Source organism: Ruegeria sp. A3M17 (assembly GCF_003318255.1).
In the GTDB taxonomy this organism is placed as follows: Bacteria; Pseudomonadota; Alphaproteobacteria; order Rhodobacterales; family Rhodobacteraceae; genus Ruegeria.
In genome coordinates, this window is sequence record NZ_QOCF01000035.1 from 46,629 (window position 1) to 62,784 (window position 16,156).

11 protein-coding genes are annotated in these 16,156 nt (G+C 58.3%); 4 read left to right on the forward strand and 7 right to left on the reverse strand.

Going from position 1 to position 16,156, the window contains the following annotated elements:
* The first annotated feature begins 86 nt into the window (after positions 1 to 86).
* Positions 87 to 1,835, forward strand: coding sequence for an autotransporter assembly complex family protein (locus DS906_RS18765; RefSeq protein WP_233494841.1), 1,749 nt, complete (start codon positions 87 to 89; stop codon positions 1,833 to 1,835).
* The gene (locus DS906_RS18770) at positions 1,832 to 5,914 is read left to right on the forward strand and encodes a translocation/assembly module TamB domain-containing protein (protein WP_233494842.1); all 4,083 of its coding nucleotides are present in this window, start codon (positions 1,832 to 1,834) and stop codon (positions 5,912 to 5,914) included. The genes DS906_RS18765 and DS906_RS18770 overlap by 4 nt, the downstream gene beginning before the upstream one ends.
* Positions 5,915 to 5,926: 12 nt before the next feature.
* Here DS906_RS18770 and DS906_RS18775 read toward each other — a convergent pair whose 3' ends face one another.
* The 7 genes from DS906_RS18775 to ychF form a co-directional block, all read right to left on the reverse strand.
* Positions 5,927 to 6,448, reverse strand: a complete 522-nt coding sequence (locus DS906_RS18775; protein ID WP_233494843.1) for a thioesterase family protein — start codon at positions 6,446 to 6,448, stop codon at positions 5,927 to 5,929.
* Complete coding sequence (locus DS906_RS18780; RefSeq protein ID WP_113791603.1) at positions 6,432 to 7,238, reverse strand: cyclase family protein; 807 nt, start codon at positions 7,236 to 7,238, stop codon at positions 6,432 to 6,434. The genes DS906_RS18775 and DS906_RS18780 overlap by 17 nt, the downstream gene beginning before the upstream one ends.
* 111 nt (positions 7,239 to 7,349) lie before the next feature.
* Positions 7,350 to 10,133, reverse strand: coding sequence for a formate dehydrogenase subunit alpha (gene fdhF, locus DS906_RS18785; RefSeq protein ID WP_113791604.1), 2,784 nt, complete (start codon positions 10,131 to 10,133; stop codon positions 7,350 to 7,352).
* 13 nt (positions 10,134 to 10,146) lie between these two features.
* Positions 10,147 to 11,850, reverse strand: coding sequence for an NAD(P)H-dependent oxidoreductase subunit E (locus DS906_RS18790; protein ID WP_113791605.1), 1,704 nt, complete (start codon positions 11,848 to 11,850; stop codon positions 10,147 to 10,149).
* 85 nt (positions 11,851 to 11,935) lie between these two features.
* Positions 11,936 to 12,817: a LysR family transcriptional regulator gene (locus tag DS906_RS18795; RefSeq protein WP_113791606.1), complete on the reverse strand. Its 882-nt coding sequence runs from the start codon at positions 12,815 to 12,817 to the stop codon at positions 11,936 to 11,938.
* A gap of 127 nt (positions 12,818 to 12,944) precedes the next feature.
* A complete protein-coding gene (locus DS906_RS18800) occupies positions 12,945 to 13,352 on the reverse strand; it encodes a hypothetical protein (protein ID WP_113791607.1) in 408 nt (135 codons plus the stop codon).
* Positions 13,353 to 13,367: 15 nt separating this feature from the next.
* The gene (gene ychF / locus DS906_RS18805; protein ID WP_113791608.1) at positions 13,368 to 14,465 is read right to left on the reverse strand and encodes a redox-regulated ATPase YchF; all 1,098 of its coding nucleotides are present in this window, start codon (positions 14,463 to 14,465) and stop codon (positions 13,368 to 13,370) included.
* Positions 14,466 to 14,663: 198 nt separating this feature from the next.
* Between ychF and DS906_RS18810 the strand changes: the two genes are divergently transcribed.
* Both DS906_RS18810 and trpA read left to right on the forward strand, forming a co-directional pair.
* The gene (locus DS906_RS18810; protein ID WP_058273182.1) at positions 14,664 to 15,149 is read left to right on the forward strand and encodes an acyloxyacyl hydrolase; all 486 of its coding nucleotides are present in this window, start codon (positions 14,664 to 14,666) and stop codon (positions 15,147 to 15,149) included.
* Between the two features lie 79 nt (positions 15,150 to 15,228).
* Positions 15,229 to 16,020 (forward strand): tryptophan synthase subunit alpha, encoded by a 792-nt coding sequence (gene trpA / locus DS906_RS18815; protein WP_113791609.1) that lies wholly within the window; start codon positions 15,229 to 15,231, stop codon positions 16,018 to 16,020.
* The last annotated feature ends 136 nt before the right edge of the window (positions 16,021 to 16,156 follow it).

A 16,156-nucleotide genomic window follows, 5' to 3' on the forward strand; every position in this document is an offset into this window, starting at 1 on the left:
TTTCGAGTTGAGGCAGTTGGAGCTATCAGATGTCGGGGAGCAGACCGCGCGCCTTTTTGAAGAGATGCCTTCTCGGCGCGATTGCAATGACCCTGCCGACCGCATTGGCCGCGTTGGAAACCACCCTGACGGCCCCGGGTGCCTCGAAAGAGCTTGTAGAGCGGATGGAGGAAACCTCCTCGGTTACGACGGCCGAATCCCGCGGGCTGGACACGCCGCTTGAGATCTTGTCAGCCGCGCTTTCGGATTATCGCACACTAGTCCAGATTCTCTATGACGAAGGGTATTTCAGCCCAGTCGTAAGCATCAAACTGGACGGAAAAGAAGCAGCCGAGATCAGCTCGCTCAGCGTACCGGCGCAGATCAATAGCGCGGTTATCACGGTCAACACCGGTCCCAAGTTCACCTTTGGCGAAGCCATCGTACAACCGACAACGCCGGAAACAGTTCTGCCCGAGGAGTTTGCGGTCGGCAAACTCGCGACCACCGGCGCCATCCAACAAGCCGCGTCCGCTGGCGTCCAGGGTTGGCGCAACGCGGGTCATGCCAAGGCCGAAGTCGAAGGTCAGACAGTCCTTGCCCGCCATGCCGAGGCCAAGCTGGATGCCGAGATCGACCTTACCCCCGGCCCGCGCCTGAGATTTGGCAAAATGATCATCAAGGGCGACTCCGATGTGCGCCATCGGTCGATCGAAAAGATCGCCGGCTTTCCGGCAGGCGAGGTATACTCGCCCGAGAAAATCCAGAAGGTCGGCACTCGGTTGCGGCGGACCGGGACCTTCAACGTGGTTTCGATTGAAGAGAGGGGCACTCCGAACCCGGACGGCACATTGGATTTCGACGCCACGTTTGAAGATTTACCCAAGCGCCGACTGACCTTTGGCGCCGAGATCGCGTCGCGCGACGGGGTAGACGTGACCGCGACCTGGACGCATCGCAACGTGTTCCGGCGTGCCGAACGCCTGCGGTTCGAGGCGGCAGTCCGTAATATCGGCGGTGCCGAGGATATCGATGGCCGGATCGGCTTGCGTCTGGACCAGCCCGATCGGCTTGGTCCCGATGACAACACTTTCTGGAACGCGCTTCTGGAACGGCGCAACACAGAAAATTACAATGTCACCGTTGCGTCGCTGGCCTATGGTGCCCGGCGCACGTTCTCTGATCGGCTATATGCCGAAGCCTCAGCCGGGTTTCAGTGGTCCAGCGCGGACGACGCCTATGGCGATGATCGCAGGTTCCGATATTTCATCCTTCCCTTGCGGTCGGAATGGGACGAGCGCGACAGTAAGGTCAGCGCAACGCGCGGCTTTTATCTGGACGCGCAGATCACGCCCTTTGCCGGTCTGTCCGAAACCGAAAGCGGCATACGCATGTTTTTCGACGGGCGTGGCTATACCAGCCTCGGCACCGGCGGACGGCTGGTTCTGGCCGGTCGCGTACAGCTGGGATCAGTGATCGGGCCGTCGCCGGACGGTGTAACACCAGACTTCCTGTTTTTCTCGGGCGGTGCCGGAACCGTTCGGGGCCAGCCTTACGAAAGCCTGGGCATCCCTGTCGGCACCGGTATTGCAGGTGGTAAATCCTTCCTAGGTCTGTCCGCTGAGGTGCGCGGCAAAGTCACCGAAGCCATATCTCTGGTCGGGTTTTATGACTACGGTACGGTGGACACATCCTCATTCATCGGCAGCGGCGCAGAATATCACGCCGGTGCCGGGCTTGGGGTGCGCTATGATCTGGGCGGATTTGGCCCGCTGCGGCTGGACCTTGCTGTACCTGTTCAGGGTGACACGGGCGACGGGCTGCAATTCTACATCGGGATCGGACAGGCATTTTGATTGGACGTCGCGCATATCCGTTACTGGTCTCGGGGCTGATGTTGTCTGCCCCTCTGCCGGTTGCCGCACAGGACGAAGACAGCGGCAGCATGCTGGAGAACTTTCTGCAGGATACGCTCTCCGGCGACGACCAGAACGTGACCGTCAAGGGCCTGCAAGGCGCGCTGAGCGCCCGCGCAACGATCGAAGAGATCACCGTCGCCGACGACGAAGGTGTCTGGTTGACCATCAAGGATGCCGAGCTTGACTGGAACCGTCTGGCGCTGATCCGCGGACGGTTTTCGGTCAACACTCTGACTGCGCAAGAAATCGACATTGCGCGTGCGCCCGGAACAACGACCAAGGAAGCGCCGCCTGCTTCGGTAGAGACACAGCCGTTTCAACTGCCCGAGTTGCCGGTTTCCATCGAAATCGGTGAGATTCGCGTGGATGATCTGTCCCTTGGTGAGCCGCTGATCGGTGTCGCGGCCGACCTGAGCGTGACAGGCAATCTGACGCTGGCAGATGGGGCGCTGGACACCAATCTGGATGTAATCCGACTGGATCGCGCAGGTGATGAGATCAAGCTGGCCGCTGGTTTCCAGAACTCAACAAGTGAGATCAATCTGGATTTGCAAGTGAACGAAGCCTCTGGAGGTCTGATTTCAACCGCGTTAAAAATCCCTGACAGCCCACCGATTGGCCTGACGGCCAAAGGCGCGGGCCCGCTGTCGGATTTCACCGCTGATATCGGGCTGAGCAGCGACAACCAGATGCGCGTTACCGGACAGGTTCAGCTTCAGGCGGCCGAAGGCGGCGCAGCGGATGGTATTGCGTTCACCGCTGATCTGAACGGCGATCTGACACCCTTTATGGGGGAGGACATCGATCCGTTCTTCGGCCCAAAATCACGGCTTTATGTCGATGGCCAGACCAAGCCCGAAGGCGCGCTGGACATCTCGGATCTGGAACTCACCACGCAGGCGCTGGATCTGAAAGGTGAATTGCAACTGGCTGAAGGCGGCACTTTGCAATTGGCCGCGCTGCAAGGGCGCATCACCCCGCCAGATGGGGAAGCTGTCGTTCTGCCGGTTGCAGGAGGCGACACATCGCTCAAGGCGGCACAGATTTCGGCGCTGTTTGACCGCCAGAACGGCAACCTTTGGGATCTGAGCCTGACGGCCAACGAATTCGCATCTTCGCAGGCCAAGCTGGGTGATGCCCGGATCACCGCACAAGGCACCCTGGATCAGGGCGAGGTTCTGACGGTCGATGGCGACGTACAAATCGCGGTCGGCGGAATAGACATGGCCGATGACGCGCTGACCACGGCTTTGGGCGATCGCATCACGCTTGATGGCCAATTCGACTATAGCAGCGACCAGTCCCTGAACTTGTCTGGATTCGAGCTTGTGGGCTCTGACTACACTCTGGCGCTGGATGCGCTGATTGCCGGGCTGACCAGCGGCTTGACGGTCGACGGAACGGCCAAATTGGACGCGACCGATCTGTCGCGTTTTTCGGACCTCGCCAAACTGGACCTTGGCGGGCAGGTCTCGGCCAGCGTAACCGGGAAAGGTTCGCCGCTGGAACGCAGCTTTGACGGCAAAGTCGTGGTTCAGGGCCGCGATCTGTCCACTGGTCGTGACGATATCGACCCGGTGATTGCCGGAAAGACCACAATCACTCTGGACGCCAGCCGCGGCACAGACGGCATAACAATCCGCGAATTCGATCTGGACAGCGAGGCTGCCAAAGCTGTAGCCAGCGGCGTTGTGACGACACCTGACGACAACCTGACCATTGATGGGCAGGCCCGTGTCAGCGCATCGGATTTGTCGATCTTCTCTGGCTTGGCAAAACGGGACCTTGGCGGTTCACTGCAGGCGACCGTGAGCGGCATAGGCACGGTGCAAACGCTGGAGTTTGACGGTACAGCCAGCGTGATAGGTCAAAACATAAAGACCGGCATGGCCGATATCGACCCTCTCCTGACCGGCAGAACCGAGATCGAATGGGACGGTTCCAGAACCGCAGACAGTATCGACATCCGCAGCGCCTCGGTGAATGGCCGCGCCCTTAGCGCACAGGTTCAGGCGACCGTAGACGACCCTACCGGAGATCTGTCGGCAGATGGCCAAGCGCAGTTGAATGTGCCGAACCTTTCCCTGTTTTCCGGGTTGGCCGGGCGTGATCTTGCCGGTTCGATCGCGGCAAACGTGCAAGGCAACGGTACCCTGTCTACCCGGGCATTCGATGTTCAGGGCAACCTTGATGCCAACGACATCCAAACCGGCATCGAGGCCGTGGACAAGCTGATCCAGGGCCAGACAACCCTGTCCGTAGATGCCCAGAATGGGGAAGATGGCCTTAGCATTCAAACGTTCCGCCTGAACGGAACGGCCATAACCGCCACGGCTTCGGGCAAGCTGGACCGTCAATCGGGCGGGCTGGATTTCTCGGTCCAGCTGGACGATCTGGCCCGGGTGTTGAACACGATGTCCGGTCCACTGACGTTAGATGGAAACGTTGCCCCGGCATCCAAGGGCGTGGAAGGTACGGTCAACCTGAATGGCCCCGACAGCTCGTACGCCAAGCTTGCCGGGACGGTGGACAGCGATGGGTCGGCTGATCTGGATTTTGACGCTAAATTTAACCGGATCGAGCGTTTTGTACCTGAGTTTCCGGGTACAGTGGCCGCCAATGGCAGCGCTAAGCGCAACAATGGCGTCTGGACAATCGACGCCCAGGCCGAAGGGCCTGCGGAGATTAGCGGCAAAGTCTCTGGTACCTTCGATGAAAGCTCCGGAGAAGCGGACATGAAAGCCGTTGGCGGCGTCAATCTTGGCATCGCCAATATCTTTATCACGCCCAACAAGATCGACGGCAGCGCTCGCTATGACCTGACCCTGTCGGGCAAACCCGCACTGGAATCCCTGTCCGGATCAATCACCACGTCAGGTACGTCGCTGGCAATCCCCGGCGCGGGACAGACGATCACTGGCATCAGCGGATCGGTCCAACTTGCAAATAGCCGCGCCACTATTTCCCTGAGTGGCGGACCACGGGCCGGCGGCAATTTTACCGTCAGCGGCCCAGTAGACCTCTCCCCACCATTCAATGCCAATATCACGACCGCCCTCAACAGCCTCGTACTGACCGATCAGTTGCTGTATGAAACCACGCTGAACGGGCAAATTGCGATGACCGGGGCGCTGGCGGGTAACAGCTCGATCGCCGGACAGATCACGTTTGGCGAAACCAATATCAACCTAGCGGCCGCATCAGGTGCCGTGGGGGCGGCACCCGTCCCGGATATCGTGCATGTGAATGAAAGCGGGTCAGGCTATGTGACCCGTGAACGCGCGGGCCTCGTCCAAAAGGAAGACGGCAATAAAAGCAATTCTCGTATCGCCCTGGATGTCAGTCTTTTGGCACCCAAGGCCGTGTTTGTCCGCGGACGTGGCGTCAACGCAGAGCTTGGTGGAAGAATAAACATCGGCGGCACCACGTCCTCGGTCATCCCATCGGGTCAGATCGAGCTGATCCGTGGTAATTTTGACATTCTGGGGCGCAGGCTGGCCCTGACCAAGGGCATTGTGACGCTGCAAGGGGACCTGACGCCCTATATCGAGTTCGAATCCTCGACCAGCACCTCTGACGGTACCGCAACGATCGAGATCGCCGGACCACTGGACTCGCCCGAGGTCAACGTCTTTTCCGACCCCGAGCGCCCAGCCGAGGAAGCGCTGGCTATGCTGTTGTTCGGCAATCGCTTCTCAGAATTGTCACCGTTCGTAATCGCTCAGATGGCGGCCTCGCTGGCGCAACTCAGCGGCGCTGGCGGAGACGCGACCAAAGGCCTGCGGGAGTCAACGGGCGTCGACACCGTGGACATCGGCGTGTCCGAAGGTGGTGCAGGCCGGCTCGGCGCCGGGGCGTATCTGAGCGACAACCTCTACACCGATTTCACCGTAAACACCGAAGGCGACACCGAGGTGAATCTGAACCTGGATGTTACCGACAGCTTCACCGTGAAAGGCACTGTAGATGGCCGGGGTGAGACCGGTGTTGGGGTCTTCTTTTCACGCGACTACTAAGCAGGCCTCAGCTCACTTTCTGCGGATGCCGATCGGGTGTCCGACCTCTGGGGCCGGGTCTAGCGCCGCATGATCCTTCAGCATACTCTGAAGACGTGCGACCGCCCAGTCCGGATAGGGAACCGACCTGCCGGTCGTATGGCTAACATTCATGAACAACGCTTCCTGCGTGGCGCAGATGGCGCCGTCTTTTTCAGACACCATCTGCGCAAAATAGTGGCCACGTTTGTGATCTGCGTCCAGCATCCGAAACCGGATGCTGAAGGCCTCACCTTCCAGTACTTCGCGTAGGAAATTCATGTGGGATTGCAAAATGTAAGGTCCCTGCCCCATCGCATTGACCTGTGCCTCACCCAGCCCAAGATGATCCATCATCAACAGCTCTAGCGCATTGTCGAAAGCGACGCCGTAGCAGCCCACGTTCATGTGACCGTTATAATCAATCCACTCGGGGCGCGCCTTGAACCCGCGGAATTCAAGCGGGGCATCATAGGGTCCGTCATGTCCGGCCAGCGTTTCAGGCGTCAGTTGCATCAGGTGCTCCTTCTTGGGTCTCAAAGATCGCAACCGCGCGGATGAATCCAGCTGAGGCCCCTTTGATCTTGAACGGGAAACAGGAAATCTCGAACCCAGTCGGCGGCAAGGTTTCAAGGTTCGTCAGTTTTTCCATGTGACAATAACCAACTTCCATCGAGGCCCGGTCCCCTTCCCAAATAATCGATGCATCTTGCGTTTCAGCATATTCCTGCGCGGTCAATGGAAACGGTGCGTCCCAGCTCCAGGCGTCAGTTCCGGTCACGCGAACCCCGCGTTTGGTCAGGTACAGCGTCGCCTCGCGCCCTATGCCGCATCCTTTGGCCAGATAGTCCGGATGCCCATACCGCGTGCCAGCCGAGGTATTCACGACGACGATATCCAACGGCTGCAATTCGTGGCCAATCCGTTTCAACTCGGCTTCGACGTCGGCGGCAGTCGCCACATAGCCATCGTCGAAGTGGCGAAAATCCAGTTTCACGCCGGGGTTCATGCACCATTCCAGCGGCACCTCGTCGATGGTGATCGCCCTCTCACCATTATTCATGGTCGAATGGTGATGGTAAGGCGCATCCAGATGGGTGCCGTTATGCGTGGCGATCTGAAGGCGTTCGATAGCCCAGCCCTCGCCGCCCGGCAGATCTTCTTTCCGCAGGCCCGGAAAGAAGGACATGACTTGTTCGGCGGTCTGGTCATGGGGCAGATATTCGATTTCCGGCAACATGATTGGCGGGTCCGACACGATGCCGGTTTCCAACGGAACGGACAAATCGACGAAGCGGCGCGGCATGTAAAACTCCTCCACCAAGACCGGTGACAGGGTTGGCCGCAGGTAAGCTGCTGTCAAGGAAAGAAAAAGGCGACCCAATGGGCCGCCTTTTTAATGGTGCACGTGGCGGATTTACTCCGCCGCGATGGCGTCTTCAATCTTTTCAACGCGAATGGCCGAGAACTTGAACTCGGGGATCTTGCCGTACGGGTCGATGGCCGAGTTGGTCAGAATGTTCGCCGCCGCCTCGACATAGGCAAACGGAATGAACACCATATCTTCGGCGATCGCCCGATCGGCTCGAACCATGATTTCGATCGAGCCACGACGCGTGGTCAGTCGGATCATCTCGCCCGGCTCGATCCCCATCAGTTTCAGCTGGCGCGGGTTCATCGAACAGTTTGCTTCCGGTTCCACAGCATCCAGAACGTTGGACCGGCGGGTCATCGACCCGGTGTGCCAATGCTCCAACTGACGACCCGTGGTGGCAATCATCGGGTATTCCTCATCCGGCGCTTCATCCGGCGGGATGACACTGGCCGGGGTGAACTTGGCCCGTCCGTCTGTCCGCGGGAAGCCATCACCGAACACGATCGCCTGTCCCGGATCGGTTTCACTGAGCGACGGATAGGTGATCGTCTCGGTCTCAAGCCGGTCCCAGGTGATGTTGTCGAGCGACGCCATGGTCAGCTTCATCTCGGCAAAGACCTCGGATACATCCGTGTAATCCCAGTTCAGTCCGATGCGTTGCGCAAGCTCAACGGTGATTTTCCAGTCCTCACGCGCCTCACCCGGAGGTGCCACAGCCGGACGCACACGCTGTACCTGACGGTTGGTGTTCGACACGGTACCGTTCTTTTCATACAGCGCCGAGGCGGGCAGGATGATGTCAGCATAGTTGGCCGTTTCGGTCAGGAAGATATCCTGCACGATCATCAGCTCCAGCTTGGCCAATGCTTCCCGTGCGTGACCAACATCAGGGTCGGACATCGCCGGGTTTTCACCTTGAATGTACATGCCCTTGATGTTGCCCGCATACGCCTGATCGATGATCTCGGTAACGGTCAGGCCCTTCTCGTTCGAGAAGTCGTCCGAGTTCCAGACATTGTTGAACTTGGCCCGGATGTCATCGTCCATAACCGACTGGTAATCGGGCAGGAACATCGGGATCAGACCCGCGTCAGACGCGCCCTGCACATTGTTCTGACCGCGCAACGGGTGCAGACCCGCGCCGGGTTTACCAACGTTTCCGGTCATCAGAGCCAGCGAGATCAAACAACGCGAGTTATCGGTGCCGTGGATGTGCTGACTGACGCCCATACCCCAGAAGATCAGACCTGCCTTGGCCTGCGCGAAGGTACGCGCGACACGGCGCAACTGATCCGGCTCAATGCCGCAAATCGGCGCCATTGCCTCGGGCGTGAAGGCGCGCAGATGCTCTTTCTCGGCTTCCCAGTTCTCGGTCCAGCGGTGGATGTACTGGCTGTCGTACAGTTCCTCTTCGACGATCACGTTCATGATCGCGTTGAGCATCGAGACATCAGCACCCGGACGGAACTGCAGCATCTCGTCCGCGAACTTGCGCATACCGACGCCGCGCGGGTCCATCACGATCAGCTTGCCACCGCGTTTGGTGAACTGCTTGAAGTAGGTTGCCGCCACGGGGTGGTTTTCAATCGGGTTCGCGCCGATGATGATAACCACATCCGAGTTCTCGACCTCGTTAAAGGTGGCGGTCACCGCGCCCGAGCCCACGTTCTCGATCAGCGCCGCCACGGACGAGGCATGGCACAGACGTGTGCAGTGGTCGACATTGTTGTGCTTGAAGCCCTGACGAATGAACTTTTGGAACAGATAGGCTTCTTCGTTGGTGCATTTGGCCGAACCAAAGCCAGCGACGTTGCGCGGATCTTCATCACGCAGCGCCTTCAGCTTGGTGGCCGCCAGATCCATTGCCTCTTCCCAAGTCGCCTCGCGGAAATGAGTGCCCAGATTGCCCGGATCGACATTCAACCCCTTCGCAGGCGCATCCTCACGCCGGATCAACGGCTTGGTCAGGCGGTGCGGGTGATGGATATAGTCAAAGCCAAAGCGGCCTTTGACACACAGACGGCCTTCGTTTGCCGGGCCGTTGATGCCTTCGACATATTTGACCTTGCCGTCTTTGACCTTCAGCGAGACTTTGCAGCCAACACCGCAGAACGGGCAAACACTTTCGGTTTCGCTATCGTAATCCTTGCTGTCCCCCTGCTGCTGATCGTCCAGCACAGTGGCTGGCATCAACGCACCTGTCGGGCAGGCCTGAACACATTCACCACAGGCGACACAGGTCGAATCCCCCATCGGGTCGTTCTGGTCAAACACCACTTGCGCGGTGTGTCCCCGACCGGCCATGCCAATCACGTCATTGACCTGCACGTCGCGACAAGCACGGACACAGAGGTTGCAGTTGATGCAAGCGTCCAGATTGACGCGCATTGCGACGTGGCTGTCATCCAACAGCGGGATTTTCTCGGCTTCTTTTGCCGGGAAGCGGCTGTCACTGACATCGTTCAGCTTGGCCATATCCCAGAAGTGGCTGGATTTATCGTGCGCCTCTTCGGGTTGGTCGGCGACCAGCAATTCCATGACCATTGCGCGCGATTTCTCGGCCCGGTCGCTATCGGTTTTTACCACCATACCCTCCGCCGCAGGGCGGATGCACGAGGCGACCAGAGTGCGCTCGCCTTCCACCTCGACCATACAGGCGCGACAGTTGCCGTCGGGTTTATAGCCCGGCTGCGGCTTGTGGCAGAGGTGCGGAATGGTAAATCCCTGCCCCTTGGCGGCTTCCCAGATGGTCCAGCCCTCGGGCACGGTGACATCATCGCCGTTCAGGTTGAAGGTGACGGTCTTGGTTGGGCTTGCATCAAGCATGGCTCTGTCTCCCTCAGATTTCGTCAGCGAAGTGTTTCATGACCAGGCGGATAGGGTTCGGGGCCGCCTGCCCCAGACCGCAGATCGAAGCATCGCCCATGACCTGGCACAGATCTTCCAGCAAATCCTGATCCCACTTGTCAGCCTGCATCAGTTTCACCGCCTTTTCGCAGCCTGCTCGGCATGGGGTGCACTGACCACAGCTTTCATCTTCGAAGAACCGCAGCATGTTCAGCGCGGCATCGCGTGCGGTGTCCTGATCGGACAGAACCACCACAGCGGCGGATCCGATGAAGGTGCCATGTGGCTGCAGCGTGTCAAAGTCCAATGGTATATCGTCCATTGACGCGGGCAGCAGACCCGAAGACGGCCCACCCGGCTGATACGCTTTGAAGGTCTGACCTTCGATCATGCCGCCAGCGGCCTCAATCACGTCCATAATGGTCGAACCCGCAGGCAGCAGGTAAACACCCGGCTTGGCCACCCGCCCCGAGATTGAATAGCTGCGCAGGCCCTTGCGACCATTTTTTTCGACAGAGTTCAGAATCTGTGGCCCTTCGCGACAGATCTTCGAGACCCAATACAGCGTCTCGACATTGTGCACCAAGGTCGGACGGTTAAAGACCCCGACCTGCGCCACAAACGGAGGACGGTGACGCGGCAAGCCCTTCTTACCCTCGATCGACTCGATCATCGCAGATTCTTCACCGCAGATGTAAGCACCAGCACCCCGGCGCAGGTCGATGTAACCCTTTTCGACGATCCTCGCCTCTTCCAACGCGGCAATCTCGCGGGCGAGGATTTCCAGCACCGCAGGATATTCATCACGCATGTAGATGAAGCAGGTCTCTGCCTCGACCGCCCAAGCGGCGATCAGCATACCCTCAAGGAAAACATGAGGCGCACGCTCCAGATAATAGCGGTCTTTGAAGGTTCCGGGCTCGCCCTCGTCACCGTTCACGGCCAGATAGCGGGTGCCTTCGTTCATACGAACAAAGCCCCATTTCTTGCCGGACGGGAAGCCAGCACCACCCAGACCGCGCAGGCCTGAGGACAGAACGTCTTCTTGTACTTTCTCCCAGTCGCCGCTCTCGCGCAGCTCTTTCAGCTTGGCGTAGCCACCGTTTGCCTCATAAGCAGCAAAGGTTTCGTATTCGGGCAGATGGGCGTGGGTGTCGTCGGCGGCAATTGCGGCCTGCACCTTTTCAGGGGTCGCATGGTCGATGTGGTTGTGACCAATCTCAAGCACCGGGGCCGTATCGCAACGCCCCATGCAGGGCGCGCGCACCACACGCACTTCGGATGCATCCAAGCCACCTTCCAGCGCCTTCTGCAACTGCTGGGCACCGGCCATTTCGCAGGACAGAGAGTCACAGACGCGGATCGTCAACGCGGGCGGAGGAACCTCGCCTTCTTTCACCACGTCGAAATGGGCATAAAACGTCGCGGTCTCGTAGATCTCTGCCTGACCGATCCGCATCTCAACCGCCAGTGCCGCGATATGGTCGGCGCTGATATGGCCGCATTCGTCCTGGATCAAATGCAGGAATTCGATCAGCAGATCGCGACGGCGCGGGCGGTCGCCCAGCAGGCGCACGATCTCGGCCTGCGCCCCATCTGTGAACTGACGGCCTTTGGGCGTATGCCGCCCTTTGCCTTTACCTGACTTCCAGACGCCCTTGGGTGCGCCTGATGGCTTGGTATCTAATGGTGCCATGATGCCCTCCGATTAAGGCTCCGTGTCTCATCAGAATAGCATATCGTCAAATCGCTTATCGCTATCGCACGATAACGACACCTTATCACCGTAAAGACGTCACCACAGCGCGCAAGGCTCCAACCGTCGGCAATTCAGGGTCTCGACTTAAGGTGGCCAGGCAAATCGGTTTACTTACAACAGGATCGACCAGAGGCAGCACTTTCGTACCCTTAAGATCACCCAGCGCCCGAACCAGAACGCGGGGCACAACGGTGGCTGCCAGCCCTTCACGCGCCATGACCATTGAGGCGGTAAAGCCACTGGTTTCGGCAACCACTTGGGGGTGGAGCCCCTGCTCAGCAAAGATGCGGTCCAGAATGCGACGGTTCTGCATCTGCGGCTCAAGCAGGCTGAGTGGAAACTCGGCGACCTGTGTCCACGGGATCGGCCCGGTTTCTTCGGTCATATGTGACGGGATCAACAGCACGTAAGTCTCTTCGTACAACGGCTGCACCTGCCGCAGGTCGGTGCCAATGCTGTCGCCATAGGTGATTCCCGCATCCAGACTACCTTCGTCCAACCGGTGCTGAATGGACGAGGCCGACATGGTTTCGATCCGTGTGACAACGCGCGGATGCGCCTGATGCAGCCGCTTGATCAGCCGTCCGGTAAAGGCAATCGCGGTTGGGATTACGCCCAGTTTGAGTGTCCCAGTAATCTCACCCTTCGAAGCCAGAACCTGCTGTTCCAACGCCTTTGTCTCATCCAGAATGCGTCGCGCGCGTTGGACGATCATCTCGCCTTCTTCAGTCAGACCCTGAAACCTGTTGGCGCGGCGCACGATTGAGACACCCAGCCGGTCCTCGAGATTCCGAATGCGCATGGAAAACGCCGGCTGAGAAATCCCGCATTCCTCGGCCGCCTTGGCAAAATGACGATGCCGCGCCAGAGCGTTGAGCAGTTGGAGGTCACGGATTTCGATCATTTGGAGTTTTCTCGGATGGTATGTTGCAAATTACACTATCGAGGTTTGGGCCAAAGAGAAAAGCGTGAGTATGTGGAGGGCGCACGGTCAGCGTACACTTATTCAACCGGAGTTCTGAGCCTGCTGTTCAAGGAAAAGGCGACCCGCCTTGCAAGCATTTCAACCGGCTTGAGACTTGATCCTCTTTCGAAAGCGCCATCCTTTTGCGCCCAAATATCAGACCCACACAGATGAAGTACCATCGAAAGAACCATGGGGCGACGATCGCCAATCCACCAACCCCCAGAACCGTTGAGGCTATTGCGCCAATCACGCCAGCGTTCTCAAGTAGCCAGACGCAGAAAATACCAACAGGGATCATGGGTAAAAAGAACCAAACCCATAACGTTCCAAATGTAAAAAAGCCCATAACAGGCACTTTCTTCGCAACTTTCAGTGCCCAAGCTTCATTGCGTGTGAAACGCAACTTCAGAGAGTGGGCCATCCTTCCAACAAGAGTGGAACAGTGAAGCGCAGTCTCATCAATCTCTGTCATGAAGTCGAGGTGTCCTCAGGTATTGAACAAAAAGTGCATCACATCGCCGTCTTTGACGATGTAGCCCTTACCTTCGGCCCGCATCTTGCCTGCTTCCTTTGCGCCTTGTTCACCGTTGGCAGCGATGTAGTCGTCATAGGCGATCGTCTCAGCGCGAATGAAACCTTTTTCGAAATCTCCATGGATCACACCAGCGGCCTGCGGCGCGGCGGTGCCCGTGCGGATCGTCCAGGCGCGGGCCTCTTTCGGGCCAACGGTGAAATAGGTTTCCAATTTCAGCAGGTCGTAACCCGCGCGGATTAGACGGTCGAGGCCGGGCTCTTCCAGACCCATTTCCTCCAGGAACATCTGCGCCTCGTCTTCTTCCAGCAGGCTGATCTCTTCTTCGATCTTGGCGCTGATGATGACGTGGGAATTGCCCTGAGCCGCGGCCATTTCAGCCACGCGCGCGGAATTTTCGTTGCCCTCGGCGGCTTCTTCCTCGGACACGTTGCAGACATAGAGAACCGGTTTTGTGGTCAGCAGCTGCAGCATCGTCCATGCCTTGGCGTCTTCGTCAGAGACTTCGACCAGACGCGCGGGTTTGCCGTCTTCCAGCATCGCCTGCGCTTCGGCCAGCAAGCGTTCCTGCTGCTGCGCCTCTTTGTCGTTGCCTTTCAGCTTGCGCACCAGATTGGCACGGCGCTTTTCGATGCTTTCCAGATCGGCCAACATCAACTCGGTCTCGATGGTATCGGCATCGGCCACAGGATCGACGCGGCCGTCCACGTGGGTCACATCGCCATCTTCGAAACAGCGCAGCACGTGCGCAATGGCGTCGGTTTCACGGATGTTCGCCAGAAACTGGTTGCCCAGCCCCTCCCCTTTCGAGGCACCCTTCACCAGACCGGCAATATCCACAAAGGTCATGCGCGTCGGAATGATTTGCTTGGAGCTTGCGATGGTGGCCAGCTTGTCCAGCCGGTCGTCGGGGACGGCCACATCGCCCACATTGGGTTCGATCGTGCAGAACGGGAAATTCGCCGCCTGCGCAGCTGCGGTTTTGGTCAGCGCATTGAAGAGGGTCGACTTACCCACATTCGGCAGACCCACGATTCCCATTTTAAAGCCCATGACGGCCTCCTGCATAGCATTCGAGCGCAGCTTCTATGCAGGTCGGGCACAATGCGCAAGCCAGCGGGCGCATTAGGTACGCAAGGGCGTTTTGACAACACAATTGATTGTCACGGCTTTGTGCGCTTGCTCACATTGAAATGAGAGCACTAGAATCACCAATTAGCAATTTAGAAAAATTGAATAGTGAATGCTGACATGAGATCTTTCGTTCTTGCCCTTGGGGTTCTTTTCGCCGCGACCTCCGCACACGCGCAATCAGTTGTCTTCGGTGCCGGATATGCAGATTTTTCCGAAAGTGACGCAAAAGACCAGGCCGCCTTTTCGGTCGAATACCATCACCGCCCTTTCTACGAGGCGACACGCCTGTCCGCGACATGGGGCGGTGCGCTGACGGTGGACGAAGCCGGTGACGTCCATGTGGGTGCTGGCCTGATCGGTACATATACCTTCGCTGAACGCTGGTTCGTAGAGGGCAGCGTCATGCCCGGCTATTTCTCTGAATCAGAGGAACTGAACGACCTGGGCGGCAGTTTCCAGATCCGCAGCCTGTTGGGCGTCGGTTATACACTGAACAGCGGCAACAAAGTCTCGGTGGCGATTACGCATAAATCCAATGCAAGCACGCAACAGGAAAACCCGGGCGTCAATTCCGTGCTGCTAAGATACCACCTTGCGTTCTAGGGGCCGCGCTGCGAACCGGGATTGATTTCTTTTCAAAGTTTCTGCACATCAGGTCTGAACCTGATTGCAAGGACAGCTTATGACCCGTATCGACGCCAAGTTCGCCGCTCTGAAAGAACAGGGAAAGAAGGCGTTCGTCGCCTATATCATGGCCGGTGACCCGGATTTCGAAACCTCGCTTGAAATCGTAAAGGGCTTGCCTGGCGCAGGTGTCGATGTCATCGAACTGGGCCTGCCCTTTACCGATCCGATGGCAGACGGCCCGACGATCCAAGCCGCCGGTCAACGCGCACTGGACAGCGGCATGACTTTGCAGCGGACTTTGGATCTGGCCCGAGCGTTTCGCGAAACCGACGACACCACTCCGATTGTGCTGATGGGGTATTACAACCCGATCTACAGCCGCGGTGTCGACAAATTTCTTGCAGATGCCAAAGAGGTCGGAATTGACGGTCTGATCGTCGTCGATCTGCCGCCGGAAGAAGACGAAGAACTATGCCTGCCCGCACAAGCTGCAGGTCTGAACTTTATCCGTTTGGCCACGCCAACCACCGATGACAAGCGCTTGCCCCGCGTTCTGCAGAACACATCCGGCTTTGTGTATTACGTATCGATCACCGGCATTACGGGTGCGGCCGAAGCCCAAGCCACAAATGTTGGCCCCGAGGTCGCCCGCATCAAATCCGCAACCGATTTACCCGTGATCGTCGGGTTCGGGATCAATACACCTGAAAAATCACAGGCAATCGCAACGGTTGCTGATGGTGCTGTGGTTGGCTCTGCTATCGTCAGCCAGATCGCTGCGGGCAAGCCCATCGGCGAAGTCTTGGATTTCGTGAAATCTCTGGCTGACGGCGCGCACTTGGCCTGAGTGAGGCCTGATCAATTTTCGACGCGGTCGGCCCTGTCCGGCCGCGTTTTTTGTTGCCCGGGGATACTGGCGTTGCCTCGCAACGTCCCAGCGTTGCGAGGGCCTCAAATGGTTGGTAACAAACATCACCAATACT

Excerpts from the sequence above, each read along its gene's own strand:
- DS906_RS18765 (WP_233494841.1), top strand. The coding sequence starts at position 87 with ATGACCCTGCCGACCGCATTGGCCGCGTTGGAAACCACCCTGACGGCC.
- DS906_RS18775 (WP_233494843.1), bottom strand. The coding sequence starts at position 6,448 with ATGCAACTGACGCCTGAAACGCTGGCCGGACATGACGGACCCTATGAT.
- DS906_RS18780 (WP_113791603.1), bottom strand. The coding sequence starts at position 7,238 with ATGCCGCGCCGCTTCGTCGATTTGTCCGTTCCGTTGGAAACCGGCATC.
- fdhF (WP_113791604.1), bottom strand. The coding sequence starts at position 10,133 with ATGCTTGATGCAAGCCCAACCAAGACCGTCACCTTCAACCTGAACGGC.
- DS906_RS18790 (WP_113791605.1), bottom strand. The coding sequence starts at position 11,850 with ATGGCACCATTAGATACCAAGCCATCAGGCGCACCCAAGGGCGTCTGG.
- DS906_RS18795 (WP_113791606.1), bottom strand. The coding sequence starts at position 12,817 with ATGATCGAAATCCGTGACCTCCAACTGCTCAACGCTCTGGCGCGGCAT.
- DS906_RS18800 (WP_113791607.1), bottom strand. The coding sequence starts at position 13,352 with ATGACAGAGATTGATGAGACTGCGCTTCACTGTTCCACTCTTGTTGGA.
- ychF (WP_113791608.1), bottom strand. The coding sequence starts at position 14,465 with ATGGGCTTTAAAATGGGAATCGTGGGTCTGCCGAATGTGGGTAAGTCG.
- DS906_RS18810 (WP_058273182.1), top strand. The coding sequence starts at position 14,664 with ATGAGATCTTTCGTTCTTGCCCTTGGGGTTCTTTTCGCCGCGACCTCC.
- trpA (WP_113791609.1), top strand. The coding sequence starts at position 15,229 with ATGACCCGTATCGACGCCAAGTTCGCCGCTCTGAAAGAACAGGGAAAG.